Annotated in this window: 10 protein-coding genes and 1 pseudogene; 5 read left to right on the plus strand and 6 right to left on the minus strand. The window is 51.5% G+C overall.

The window, feature by feature from the left end; translation table 11 throughout:
• Positions 1 to 49: 49 nt before the first annotated feature.
• From KGFNPO_RS11180 to nosZ, 6 genes are all read right to left on the minus strand, one after another.
• Positions 50 to 592, minus strand: coding sequence for a nitrous oxide reductase accessory protein NosL (locus tag KGFNPO_RS11180; RefSeq protein WP_472631357.1), 543 nt, complete (start codon positions 590 to 592; stop codon positions 50 to 52).
• Entirely contained in the window at positions 589 to 1413 is an 825-nt protein-coding gene (locus tag KGFNPO_RS11185; protein ID WP_472631358.1) for an ABC transporter permease, read from the minus strand. Before KGFNPO_RS11185 ends, KGFNPO_RS11180 begins: the two co-directional genes overlap by 4 nt.
• A complete protein-coding gene (locus KGFNPO_RS11190; RefSeq protein ID WP_472631359.1) occupies positions 1397 to 2335 on the minus strand; it encodes an ABC transporter ATP-binding protein in 939 nt (312 codons plus the stop codon). Before KGFNPO_RS11190 ends, KGFNPO_RS11185 begins: the two co-directional genes overlap by 17 nt.
• Positions 2307 to 3560 (minus strand): nitrous oxide reductase family maturation protein NosD, encoded by a 1254-nt coding sequence (locus KGFNPO_RS11195; RefSeq protein ID WP_472631360.1) that lies wholly within the window; start codon positions 3558 to 3560, stop codon positions 2307 to 2309. The genes KGFNPO_RS11190 and KGFNPO_RS11195 overlap by 29 nt, the downstream gene beginning before the upstream one ends.
• Before the next feature lie 47 nt (positions 3561 to 3607).
• Positions 3608 to 5845 carry a 4Fe-4S binding protein gene (locus KGFNPO_RS11200; protein WP_472631361.1) on the minus strand — a complete coding sequence of 746 codons (2238 nt, stop codon included), beginning with the start codon at positions 5843 to 5845 and terminating at the stop codon, positions 3608 to 3610.
• Between the two features lie 378 nt (positions 5846 to 6223).
• A complete protein-coding gene (gene nosZ, locus KGFNPO_RS11205) occupies positions 6224 to 8155 on the minus strand; it encodes a TAT-dependent nitrous-oxide reductase (protein WP_472631362.1) in 1932 nt (643 codons plus the stop codon).
• Between the two features lie 409 nt (positions 8156 to 8564).
• Between nosZ and KGFNPO_RS11210 the strand changes: the two genes are divergently transcribed.
• From KGFNPO_RS11210 to KGFNPO_RS11230, 5 genes and pseudogenes are all read left to right on the plus strand, one after another.
• A complete protein-coding gene (locus KGFNPO_RS11210; RefSeq protein WP_472631363.1) occupies positions 8565 to 9134 on the plus strand; it encodes an aminotransferase class I/II-fold pyridoxal phosphate-dependent enzyme in 570 nt (189 codons plus the stop codon).
• Between the two features lie 179 nt (positions 9135 to 9313).
• A complete protein-coding gene (ubiU, locus tag KGFNPO_RS11215) occupies positions 9314 to 10330 on the plus strand; it encodes a ubiquinone anaerobic biosynthesis protein UbiU (protein ID WP_472634457.1) in 1017 nt (338 codons plus the stop codon).
• A 29-nt stretch (positions 10331 to 10359) separates the two neighbouring features.
• Positions 10360 to 11250 carry a U32 family peptidase gene (locus tag KGFNPO_RS11220; protein WP_472631364.1) on the plus strand — a complete coding sequence of 297 codons (891 nt, stop codon included), beginning with the start codon at positions 10360 to 10362 and terminating at the stop codon, positions 11248 to 11250.
• Between the two features lie 153 nt (positions 11251 to 11403).
• A pseudogene (locus tag KGFNPO_RS11225) lies at positions 11404 to 11692 on the plus strand (IS701 family transposase); the annotation flags it as partial.
• A 393-nt stretch (positions 11693 to 12085) separates the two neighbouring features.
• Positions 12086 to 12757, plus strand: coding sequence for a Crp/Fnr family transcriptional regulator (locus KGFNPO_RS11230; protein ID WP_472631365.1), 672 nt, complete (start codon positions 12086 to 12088; stop codon positions 12755 to 12757).
• The last annotated feature ends 228 nt before the right edge of the window (positions 12758 to 12985 follow it).

Here is a 12985-nt window from a genome sequence, read left to right on the forward strand (position 1 = left end):
TGCATCAAAGCGTCCTGTTCCATCATTTATCCTTAATTAGCTTTTAATGTTACATCGCTGTATCGTGCGTTGCATCGCCACTCTTATTGAGCATATCCGGCGTCATCTGCGCATAGCGCACTATTTTTCCGCCCTCTTTTTTGACGAAAGCCTCGGCATCCTGCATGCTGGAAAACGCCCCCAAGGTAGGTCCCATCGAGCCCGTTTTTTTGCTTCCTGCCACATAGATGGCGCTCTTGGCATCGATCCAGTTTCCGTCGGGATGTTCCCATGCCGTCTTGCCCATATCTTGCACAAACACGCCGGTAACCGAACGCTTTTGTTCAGGCACCAGCAACATCGAGAACAGCTCCATCAGATCGCAGAAAAATTCAGGCTTGCCTTGCGCGTAATGGATCTGCGCCTTGGGCCCCGGATAATCCTTGAGTATCATGCCGTCGAGTTCACAAGCTGTCTCGCTGGTCGGCTCCAGCGCTACCACTTTGGGCGTAGCCTGATTGCAGGCAGCCAGCAAGATGCAGAGCACCAGACTGCTTGCCAATTTGTGCGGCGCCGGCAGAGATTTTTGCCAGCCGATTATTTTCGATTTCATTTGAATCTCCAATGCGTAAATATGAATGGCAGCACGATCCAGCCCAACATAATGCTGACCAATATTGCGGGATTGGTCAGACTCTCCGGCATCACGGTTGCCAGGCCATACATGCTTTGCACCTGATCGGAACTGAAAATATTCAGCAAACGGAAGACATCGGCGGGATTAAGCATCAGTAATCCGGCAAAAACCGCACTGTCCAGTTTTCCCTGGCTGACGACCAATGCACCCATCAGCAGCAGATCAAAGATCAGCACGAAAAAGAACCACAGCATGATGGCCGCACCGCTGGCGCGCATCCGATCCTGGGCGATTACCGACACCAATAACGACAGGCTCAAGAAAGCCATGCCCATCAGAATCGCGCTCAATACGAAGCCGGTATAGTGATACAGGTCGTTCACTCCCAGTTGGGAAGCCAGCGGCAGCAAACCGGCACCGAACCCGATCACAGTGGCGCTGGCCAGTGCACCTGACAGACCCAGATATTTCCCTAGCAATATCTCAAAACGGGTAATCGGCATCGACAACAGCAACTCCAGCGAGCCGCGTTCTTTCTCGCCGACGATGGTGTCGTAACCCATAATCAATGCAATCAGCGGCACCAGATAAATGACCAGGCTGACCAGGCTGGCAATCGTGACATCGATGCCGCGAAAGCCGACCGAGCCCAGTTGCGCTGAGCCGAGATAGGCAATTGCCAGTGCAAACAGGGCGAATATCACGGCAACCGCTACCACCCACAAGTTGCGCAGCCGGTCCCGAAACTCCTTGGTGGCAATGACGCGCACCTGCGCCCACTCAATGCGCTTGGACATTGCGCTCTCCATAACCGAGAAACAGGTCTTCCAGCGACGGTTCATGCACCACGATATCGCGTACGGCATCGGACAACGCCATGATCTTGGCGAGTACGCTTACCTTGCTTGCCGCCGGGCAGGAAATTCGCACGCACTCGTTATCGAACTGCCACTCCAACCCTGCCAGCCCAGCCAACTCGTCCAGGGCGGTGCGCATCTGCGTCTCGTGGCCGGCGCGCAGCGTGACCTCGATGACAGAAGGCAGCACCATGTGGGAGCGCAATTGCGTCAGCGTTCCCTGTGCGACGATTTGACCGGAGTTCAAAATCACCAGGCGATCGACGCGGCCTTGAATCTCCGCCAGTATGTGCGAGGTAATGATAATGGTCGCTCCTTGTGACTGCACATCGCGCAAAATGCGGTAAAACTCGTGAATCCCTTCCGGGTCGAGCCCATTGGTCGGCTCATCGAGAAAAATCAGATCCGGGTTACCCAGCAGCACCTGGGCAAAACCCAGTCGCTGCCGCATGCCTTTGGAATAACCGCGTACCCGCCGCCCGGCCGCATCTGCCAGTCCAACGCGCGCCAGGATTGCATCGCAGGTATTGCGCGGCACCTGCTTCAAATCGGCGAACAGGCGCAACACTTCCAAGCCGGTCAGATTGTCGTAGGTCACGAAACTCTCGGGCAAGTAGCCGATACGGCGCCGCATCTGCCTGAAATCACGGCCGCTGATCAATGCATCGTGAATTCGGATTTCACCGCTGGTGGCTGGGATTAGTCCCAACATCAGTTTGAAAAGTGTGCTCTTGCCGGCGCCATTGTGGCCGATCAGACCGAACATTTCGCCTTTCGCAACCGACAGGCTAATGCCGTTGACAGCATGCACATCACCAAAATGTTTGGTGACGTTATTCAGTTGCAGGGGGTTGTTTGTCACTCCACCGTCTCCAATCCTGATTCAAAGGGCGCATACGCGGATGCTTGTCCACGATGCTGGGAGCGCGCAGCACAGGGAACTGTCGGGCCACAAAACGCAATGTCTGCATCGACGGGCTCGACAACAGTAGTTTGATCAATGGGTATTGCCAGTTGAGCCGGTCCACCACGTCGTTGGCTTCGTAGGTAACATCACCCATGCCATCGCCATCTTGATCCCAGCCGCTGTAATTGCTCCAGTAATTACCCTGTGTCAGGCCCCATTCGACATCGCGCGCGGCAACGTACTTGATCTGCGACTGATTGTCGATGAAGTCATTGCCATTGACCTTATTGTTGTAGGAACCGGCCGACAAATGCACGCCGATCCGGTTACCGATCACCAGGTTTTTTTCCAGCGTGTTGTACTCGGCGTCATAGATAAAAAAGCCGCGTCCATTGCCTGCCACGATGTTATTTTCAATCACGGAATCCTGAATCGTGCGCAGCATGATGCCGTGGTCGGTATTACCCCAGGTAATATTGTGGCGCACCGTCAATCGACGCACTTCCATCAGCGCCAAGCCCCCTTGATTGAGATAGGACTCGTTGTTTTCCCAGACGCTGTCGTCGGTCGTCATGAAGTGGCTACCATAACGCAGGTGATGAATTTTATTGCCGCGAAACAGTGCATCCTTCGAAACATCCACATAGAGACCATCGCGACTGTAACTGATGTTGTTGTCGATGATTTTGGCTCTGATAGTGTTGTATACCTGAATGCCATTACCCCTTAGTACCGACTGCAAATCGCGTTTGCCGGTAATCACGTTGTGTTCAATGCGCGAGTCTGTAGATTTTTCCAGCCAGATGCCAAACAAGTTATAGACCAGATCGCAATCCTGCACCGTGGCACGGTCTGAACCGGGCTGGATGTAGATGCCGGCGTTCTGCGCAGTCAGGTCTATGCCACTGTCGCGCACGATCAAGCCTTTGATTGTCACGTCCGAGGCACGCACGCGGATGACGTCGCCGGTATTTCCGCCACTAATGGTCGGCCGGCCGATGCCCTGCAAGGTAAGCGGTTTATCGATCACCAGATGTTCGTGGTAGTCGCCCTGCGCCACCTGCACGGTGTCACCTGATTTGGCCGCAGCTAGCGCCGCAGCGATCGACTGACCTGCCTGCACCTGGAGCACAGCGCCCCAGGCAGTACCGCCAGCCAGGCCAAGCCAGGCTGCCAGCATTGCGATACTACCCAACCGTTTTAGTGAACCGCTTGTTGTTTGTCGGGTCACGGATTTTTGGCCGCCATTTGTGCGGTTTTTTCAGACAGATTGCGACGTACGCTGTCCAGTGGAATAAAGTAACCCTTGGCATCGATAGGGGTCAGCGGCAAGCTCAGCTTCTCGCGCGTTTTGCGCTCTTTCGCCAGTGGCGGACATGCATGATCGTCGTAATACAACACCATGCAGTCGAGACATTGCATGCATTCGGTCTGATCGATCTTGCCGGCCGCGTCAATCGCGTGAGAACCGCAACCGGTAGCGCAGGCATGGCAGGTTTGGCATTCGGTCTTGCGCTTCAAGCCGAACAGGCGCAATTTGCTGGGAATCGCCAGACCGGCGCCGAGCGGACAAATATATTTGCAATACGGCCGCTCGCTCAGGAAAGACAAGCCGAGAATGCCGCCGATAAACAGCCAGAATGGCCAGGTACGGTTCCACACGCCGACTAAAAAGGTAGTCTTGAACGGTTCGATTTCGGCCAGATGCTCGGCCGTTTCCATCGAATAGAACGACACTCCCAGCAGCACGAAAAAGACGCCGTACTTGATCCATTTGAGTTTGTCGTGCAATCGTTTTGGCAACAGTTGCTGGAATTTTTTCAGGCCCAGCATCTTGCCGGCGCTGAACGCCAGTTGCTGCAGCGAGCCGAACGGGCACAACCAGCCGCAAAACACGCCACGGCCCCACAGCAGTACGGTGATGATGATGAACCACCAGAAGATGAAAATAAACGGGTCTGACAGGAACAATTCCCACTTCCACTGGTGAATCAGCGAATGGAACCAGGTCAGCACTTGTGTGATGCTGGGCTGAGCTTTCAGATAAAAGCCCAGGAAGACAACACTGGCGATCCACAACAGATGGCGCGGCCGGGAAATCCACGGCTTATGCTTGCGGCTGGATATGCGCACCAGCTTGTCGCGTTGCGAATACATCAGTGCGGTAAATCCCAGAATCAGCACGAACAACGCTATTTCCAGTTTCCGACCTAGCCAAATCCCTTCCCATACGGCTTGCGGGCGTTCAATCTTGGGGCGGCCGCCTTCCAGATATTGGGCCGGCAACCACAGTTCCTGATCGAAATGGATGAATGTCTTGCTGCCGCTTTGGGCGTCGGTCTTGTTGGCCAGGAATGTCAACTGCCACGGCCAGGCCGGGTTAAAGTTGGCGGAACGAATAATGAAGATGGCGGATTCCTTGAAACCCGGCACATCGGCTGGCTGCAAGTGGTAGAGATTCTGGTAATCGGTATCGCGGAAGGTGAAAGTCTCCGGGTCCTGACGCACCTGAATCCGGTCATAAATCCCGCCGCGCACATAGCCTGAACCCTTGAATGAGCTCTGGCCGTTGGCGATAATGAAAATGGCGTGCTCGTCCGGCTTCAAATCTGCCATCAGGCGTTTATAGCCATGTTCCCCGAGCAGGCTGGTGCCGATCGCCGGCGCATTCAGGTAGCCGAAATACAAATCCATATAGGGCTGGTCAAGATTAGTTGCGCCTACATCTTCGGCCGACACCAGCATGTGCTGGACGCTGCCTTCCTTCAGTAAATCTTCCCAATTCAATTTGGCATTGAATGCGGTAAATTTGGCCGGCGGCCTGGGTACGCTTTTGATGAGCCCTACTTGCCGGCCAATGGCATAGGCGCTGCGGGAAATTACCTGATTTTCGGCAATGGCGGTAACAGTCGCGCCACTGATGGCGTCCAGGCTCTGCGCACCATTGTCATTCTGGCCCTGGCCAATGACCAGCTTGGCGTCGGCTGATTTGCCGATATATTGCTTAATAAATTTGAGCAATACCGATTCAGGAATACCTGCCAGCAAGATCGGTTCCGAGTGTTTCAGCACCCGCACGCCGGTAATGATGCCCTTCGTATCCATGCCGATCAGGGTCACGATCGGCTTGCCGGAGTAGGCCGGAATATCCACCACATCGGTCGACAAGAACACATAACCGACTAATTGCTTCTGTTCGCCCTTATTCCCTGATTCACCCTTACTTTCCGCGTAAGCCTCGACGTAGCTGGGCCGTCCCTTGCGCTTGGAGAATTGCGTGGCCGATGGCATCACGTCACGGCATGGCGCAGAGGCACAAAGATCCGGACCGGTCATGAGTTCTTCCGGTAACTCGGCGTCATATACGGTGGCGCGGGCGGGCGTGACGGCCAGCAAACCTGCAAATCCTACTAACAATGCAAGGATAAATTGCAACAAACGGCTACGATCAAAAATGGTTCTCATAAACTCTATTGAATTTTTGTAAATTGAGTGACGCGGACTTATTGGCATGCGCCATTAACATAAAATATGGAGTATTTTCAATTCCGCAAAGAACATAAGCGGATAGTATGGCATTTTAAGGCATACTCCATAGTAGTATTTAAATAACCAAAAACATGATTTGACTTGTATCGGCAATATTTGATATTGCGGCCGCTTAGATCGGCAGGGATTTGAGGGGGCCGTAAATACATCTGACGCAACACTTAGTGGCGATACCGCCATATTTTCACTGAGCAAAACAATATGTGACAAGTGCGAGGCGTGATAACGAACCAAGATAAAACCAACAAATGTCGCGCGCCCGCCGTTACCAGCGCAGCGCGCGACATTGCAACTTTAAGCTTCTACCAGGAATCGGCTACGCATTTCAAGATGCAATGCGTGGCAGAAATTGGTGCAGTAAATCCAGTAAGCACCAACATGATCGGCCTTGAAGGTGACCGATTTGGTTTCCTGTGGGTTCACAATGAAGTTGATGTTGTAAGTCGGAATCGCACAACCATGCGTCAAATCCTCAACCTTGTCATGGTTGGTCAGGGTGAGCGTAACTTCGTCGCCTTTCTTGACCTTGATGAGGGGTATGCTGAAGTTCGGCGCTTGCGACATCAAACGTACATGTACCTTGTTGCCCTTGCGTTCAATACCCGCATTCTCCGGTTTGACCGCATTCGGAAAGTCATCGATGTTGTAGATCTGGCGCGTCTTGACAAGATCACGCCGCACAATGATGCCGTCATGCGGTTCTGAATACGCTGAATGATCGGCAAGGTGCTTGACTTTCTCGCCGCTGATGTCGAACAATTGCTCGGTTTCGGGATGCAGCGGTCCAACCGGCAAGAAACGATCCTTGGAGAATTTATTCCCAGAATTCATGTATTTTCCATCGGCTTCCTTGGTTTCACCCATCGACGAATAGATATGACCGGGCTGAAAATTCAACTCTATCTTTTCAACGATGGGCTTGGCCGATTTGTCCCCTTTGAACTGGGCAATCGCCTGGTCAACATTCCACTTTGTACACTGACTATCCAGGAACAGCGAAGTGTACGCATTGCCTCTGTCATCGAAGCAGGTATGCATTGGACCCAGGCCGATTTCCGGCTCTGCCACGACCGCATCGCGTTCTGTTTTCAGTTGACCAGCGAACCACTTCGCCACTAGCGACAATTCAATTACAGTTGCGGTCGGCGACAATTTTCCGGCGCAAACAAAATATTTTCCGTCTGGCGAGGCATTGACGCCGTGCGGGTTCTTACCTACCGGCACATAACAGGTAACCGCGGTTTTTGGATCGGAATTGGCGGCTTTGCGGCCATCGACCACCGGCACCTTGGATGTGCCGACATGAGTGAACTTGCCATCCTTGACCATCTGCTCGACGCGCGCCACATCGAAAAATACGCAGGCATCGCGTTCAGCCGACATCATGCCGGTCAAATCGACGCCACCTTCGGTGTTGTACTGATTCGAAGCGATAAACTTGCCGTCATAAGATGTAGCTATCGGGTCCAAATTGCCGTCCACGCGGCATTGCCACATGACTTCCATTGTGCTGGCATTTACGCAAGATAACAGGCAACCCCATTTACTTGGGTCATCCAGATCGCGGCCATCGTTAGGCAGCGGAATACGGAACTCGGCACCACAGAAGATACGAGTAGTGTAATTAATCGCCGCATCAACCGGGTCGCACTTGTCGGTGAATATGCCGTGGAAACCCTGGACGTTAGGTAGATCGATAATTTTGTCGCACTCCATCGTATCCATGCGGATACGTGCCAGACGCGAATGAATCTTGTCATTGATGAACATCCAGCGGCCATCGTAGGTGCCGTCCTTGTAACTGGCCGTTAGATGGTGCGTATCACCAGTGGTATACCGCAAACTGCCATCGGGCTTAGTACCGATGATCGCCTTGGATTCATTGGTAATGCCCCACCCCACCATGCAATCAATATTGAATACCGGAATATGCTTAAAGGTACGACCGGAAGGAAGGCCTAATATCCGCGCGTCGCCACCGTGTCCTGAACTGGTAAAGGCATAGTATTCATCCAGTAGACCAGGCGCTATTTCGTGTCCTCCTCCAGCAATTGGCTTTACCGCACTTTTGGGTTTCGCCGTTGAAACATCGTCTTTACAACCGATCAAACCAAGCGATACACCGGCGCCAGCCAGTCCCAACAAGGCACTCTTGCCCATAAAGTTGCGGCGCGTTGCCTGCTTCGGCGTATCACCATCCATATGGTTTTTTTCTTTCATTTCCATCTGCTGTTTTCCCGTTTAATCTGGCCGCCAAATTGAATCCGCATCAGGCGAAGCGGTCGGATCGCCGTATACTTTTTTCCTGAATATTGGCAATGCGTCATTCGATAAAAAATGTTATAAATCACCTTGTGCGGATAGCATCAAAATTTTGAATGCATACATGAATCGCAGCGCACTCTTGATTTCCGCTTCCCTGTTGATGTCTCGATTGTCACCGGAACACATCAGAAAAAACAGGCTCAAAAGCCGTGGAAAAAGCCAGAGCAGATTTGTCTCAGAAACACACAAGACCATATGCGAAATTTTTATGGCAACGGTTTACTAAGCATTATTTCTAGTTAGTAGACATCGATAGCTAGCTACCAAAACATCAATACCGGGTGCATTGAACTACCTGCATCAGGAATAGATGACGGAGGAAAGCAGCCTTTTCATCGACCACTTATCGATCAATCGCCGGGCAATTCGATTTCTACCGGTACTGGAGAAAGTGTTCCGCAGGCATAAACGCGCATTGGCGGGATTGCGCATTGGATTGTCTATCGGGCAACCGGAACTCATCGAAGCACTGGAGCGCGTCAAGAACAGCTTCAATTTTTACCCTCATAATCGGTTGGCGATTGCCGGTGCTATTGCTTCCTACGAGGACGAAGCGTGTTTCCAAAAAACCTGGAGCGCTATTATCGAAAATCGGAAGGTGCTGGTGCAAGGCATGCGCGCACTTGGATTTAATGTGTTGCCGTCAACAACCAATTTCATCTTCGCTTGTCATTCATCTCATGACGCTGGCTGCCGGTTTTCCGAATGCTCCATTATCGTGCGCCACTTCGACCAGCCGCGCATCTGCCAATATCTACGCATCAGCGTCGGCAATCCGTCCGAATGCGCTGCACTGGTCAATGCGCTTGCAGCATTGACTCAGTGTCGAGTACTGCTTTGCGAACGCCCCACGCAAGAGGGGGCCGCGCATATAAGGTGACAAACGCGGCCAGGACCTCGCCATATATGACAATTGGTCTGGTATTTTTTCGACAGTCTGCCCCTTTTTTTTACGCCGGATTTCTTTAAAATCACACCATGTTTTTAGACCTCAATGTTAGTAGTTGGAACGTCAACAACACTACTTTCAAGCGATACTTTTACTATAAGGCGATAAAAATGGTGCACTCTGTCACGAAGTTAGATTTGGTCTGCCCAGCCGGCAGCCTACCCGCTTTGAAGGCTGCAGTTGATAACGGTGCTGATTGCGTTTATTTAGGTTTTCGTGATGCGACCAACGCGCGGAACTTTGCCGGCCTTAATTTCGACGATGCCGCCATTGCAGAAGGAATCCGTTACGCACGCAACAGGGGGCGTAAAGTAATGGTCGCTCTGAATACATACCCGCAACCAACCGGATTGGCGCTGTGGCGTACCGCTATTGATCGCGCGGCACGTCTTGGTGTCGATGCCGTGTTCCTCGCTGACCTGGGGCTTATGGAGTATGCAGCAACAACCTATCCCAACCTGCAATTGCATCTTTCCGTACAAGGTTCAGCGACCAATTACGAGGCAATCAATTTTTACCATGAGCGCTTTGGCATTACCCGTGCCGTCTTGCCGCGCGTACTATCGTTGGCGCAAGTAGAACATGTACTGAAAAACACGTCGGTAGAAATCGAAGTATTTGGCTTCGGCAGTCTGTGCGTCATGGTCGAAGGCCGTTGCGCGCTCTCGTCCTACGTAACCGGTGAAGCACCGAACACCCATGGGGTCTGTTCGCCGGCCAAAGCCGTGCGCTGGGAACAAACTCCGAAGGGGCTCGAATCTCGCTTGAACGGCATATTGATCGATCGCTATGCAGATGGAGAAAATGCAAGCTATCCGACGCTGTGCAAGGGGCGATTCGACGTGGGTGGTGAAAATTATTATGCCATCGAGGAGCCGACCAGCCTCAATACGCTAGAACTTTTGCCGCAACTGATGGAAATGGGCGTGCGCGCCGTGAAGATCGAAGGCCGCCAGCGCAGTCCAGCGTATGTAGCCCAAGTAACGCGGGTATGGCGAGAAGCCATCGACAGCTGCTGCGAAAGCGTCCAGCGTTATTCGGTGAAGCCGACCTGGATGACCGAGATGAACAAGGTAGCGGAAGGACAACAACATACATTAGGTGCTTATCACCGCTCATGGAAATGAACACGCACAAATTGACGGAAAAGCCAACGATGAAGCTCGCATTGGGACCATTACTGTACTACTGGCCACGCGACACAGTGTTTCGTTTTTACGAGAACATTGCTAGCACAGCGATCCATACCGTTTATCTCGGTGAGGCAGTGTGTTCGCGTCGGCACGAGCTGCGCCTGTCCGATTGGCTGTCGATTGCCGAGCGACTGGTAGCGGCGGAAAAGGAAGTCGTACTATCTACGCTGCCGTTGATTGAATCCACATCCGATCTGATTGTGCTGCGCAAGATTGCCGATAATGGCCGCTTTCTGGTAGAGGCGAACGACATGGGAGCAGTTCGCTGCCTTGCCAACAAGGTCCCATTCATTGCCGGCCCACACCTGAACCTCTTTAACGCCTCTTCGCTGAAGCTGATTGCACGTCTTGGTGCGAAGCGCTGGGTAATGCCACTTGAATTAGGCCGCGAGGATCTCACGCATATGATGCAAGACATCCCCACCGGCCTTGAAACCGAGGTATTCGGCTATGGCAGGATGCCGCTTGCTTATTCAGCACGCTGTTTCACTGCCCGCCATCACAATTTACCCAAAGACGATTGCCGTTTCAGCTGTATGGATTACCCGGATGGCTTGTCGTTGCGAACGCGGGAAAACCAGCCGTTCCTCGTATTGAACGGTATTCAGACGCAGTCGACCAGGGTGTATAACCTAATCGATGAAATGCAGTCGATGGATAATATTGGCGTTGACGTAGTGCGTATTAGTCCGCAGGCACAGCATACCGAAAAAGTGATCGGCTTGTTCGATGAAGCCATCAGACAGCAAGTGACTCCTGCGGAGGCCTTTGAACAGACGAAAAACTGGATGCCAGATCAGCCGTGCAATGGTTACTGGCACGGCAAGCCGGGCCTGGAACAGATGGTCGCGTAAATACACAAGAATCAACACTGGACCGGTTCAAACTCTTTACCCAAACACCTCGCACGATGGCTGCTTCGCAATCGAAATCTCGCCAGCACGGTACGTACAGCAAGAATAATAGGGCTTACCAAAAAAAGAACGTGGGCCTGTAAAGACCTGTACATGCCAACCCGCCCAGCCCGCCTAGATTATTGCCAGTATTTATTGGCGAATCCGATTAAGCACACGATCACAAATTTTGCCGATCATGTAGGAAATATGAATCTCGATGCCATCAATCTATTTTTGCGGGATGAAAAGATGACGCTCCGCTTGGTGTGGGACAACGTGGGAGGGGAACTTGATTGTGGCGCTGCCAACAGGTTGTGCAGCGTTCGATGACACGATTATTGACAAAGATTTTTCGCACAAAATCGAACAGGTGAGGCGCCAGTACAGTGGTAATTCGCACGAAATTACCTTACCCGTTTTCACAAAATAAAAGGACAAGATGCATAAACGATTGCATCCGCACAGACGATCACATCACTTTATCAAAATAACGCTAGACCGCATTGCGCATATGCCAGCAATGCGTCCTACAACAGGATCAGGAAATGTGGATTTGACATGAAAAAAATACTCCAATGGATATGCCGTTTCAATGCAGTGGATCTAACTGCTTTGGTAAGCTTGCATGGATGGGCTTATTCACATGCACTAATATCGCCTGCTATAGAAATGTGCTTGCGCTCGATCCCTATGATCCAACCAGACAACTCCTGCTGGAAGCAGTTATCGCAAGACCAAGATAACGCAGTGCCAACAATATCGGTTTTGCGACACCATTCGGTGGAGAATGAGTATGCGTAATGACCTGATGCAGCCTGCAACATCTCCCTTTCATCCCTCGGCAAATCGGAAGCGTTGCCAACAGCACTTTGAGGCATGTCGAACAAAATCTTTTCATCAAGGTGAACAGATATATTGTGCCCGCGCATCTGGAATTTCTTGGCGCGTGATCAGTGGATCTGTTCGACTAAATCGAATGGCTAATGATGGAAAAATGCTGTTCGCAAATTTGGCTGTGGAAGGTGATCTGATTGGTGCCGAGACATTATTAATGGGACGCTATGAATTTGGGGCCGTTGCGCTTTCCGATTGCGAACTGGAACCTTGGCCAGATGGTGCATCGAGTGCGTCCCGGGATTCTCTTTTGCACATCCTGGCCGCATCAGAACGTCGAACCGCGGATGTTGTTGCTTTAAGATCAGGGCCCGCAATTGATCGGGTAACGCGATTAATCGTAATGATTGCGCAGCGCGATGAAAACGAAGACTTATGCTTTACATTGCCGAAAGGACAGGACATCTCAGAAATTACTGATCTTACGAAAGAAACTATTTCCAGGACTATTTCCAGTCTGAAACATGATGGAATTTTGCGGAAAAAAGAAATTCACGGTCACGCTAACTATCGAAATTACACCTTTTGCAGCAGCATCGCCTTATCTGTTAATGATGGCAACAATCAATAGTTTCACATTTCCAACACGTTCACATATCCGCAACGAATAAAGTTAGAGTTGGGCCTTTCATCACAATCATTTTCCACATGACAAGTGTGAGAAGCTGTCTTGCAATAATTCTTGCGCACGTGCAGGTCGATATGATTGATGCCCATCCATTAACGTTTCAACCCTCTGCGTGGCTATCAAAAAAAATGAATAAATCGGTATTTTCTTAGTATATTTTTCTTCTTCGTC

The sequence above is a fragment of the Gelidimonas diazotrophica genome (assembly GCF_055694025.1).

Coding starts and splice junctions, on each gene's coding strand:
- KGFNPO_RS11180 (WP_472631357.1), bottom strand. CDS start 592: ATGAAATCGAAAATAATCGGCTGGCAAAAATCTCTGCCGGCGCCGCAC.
- KGFNPO_RS11185 (WP_472631358.1), bottom strand. CDS start 1,413: ATGTCCAAGCGCATTGAGTGGGCGCAGGTGCGCGTCATTGCCACCAAG.
- KGFNPO_RS11195 (WP_472631360.1), bottom strand. CDS start 3,560: ATGCTGGCAGCCTGGCTTGGCCTGGCTGGCGGTACTGCCTGGGGCGCT.
- KGFNPO_RS11200 (WP_472631361.1), bottom strand. CDS start 5,845: ATGAGAACCATTTTTGATCGTAGCCGTTTGTTGCAATTTATCCTTGCA.
- nosZ (WP_472631362.1), bottom strand. CDS start 8,155: ATGGAAATGAAAGAAAAAAACCATATGGATGGTGATACGCCGAAGCAG.
- KGFNPO_RS11210 (WP_472631363.1), top strand. CDS start 8,565: ATGACGGAGGAAAGCAGCCTTTTCATCGACCACTTATCGATCAATCGC.
- ubiU (WP_472634457.1), top strand. CDS start 9,314: ATGGTGCACTCTGTCACGAAGTTAGATTTGGTCTGCCCAGCCGGCAGC.
- KGFNPO_RS11220 (WP_472631364.1), top strand. CDS start 10,360: ATGAAGCTCGCATTGGGACCATTACTGTACTACTGGCCACGCGACACA.
- KGFNPO_RS11230 (WP_472631365.1), top strand. CDS start 12,086: ATGCGTAATGACCTGATGCAGCCTGCAACATCTCCCTTTCATCCCTCG.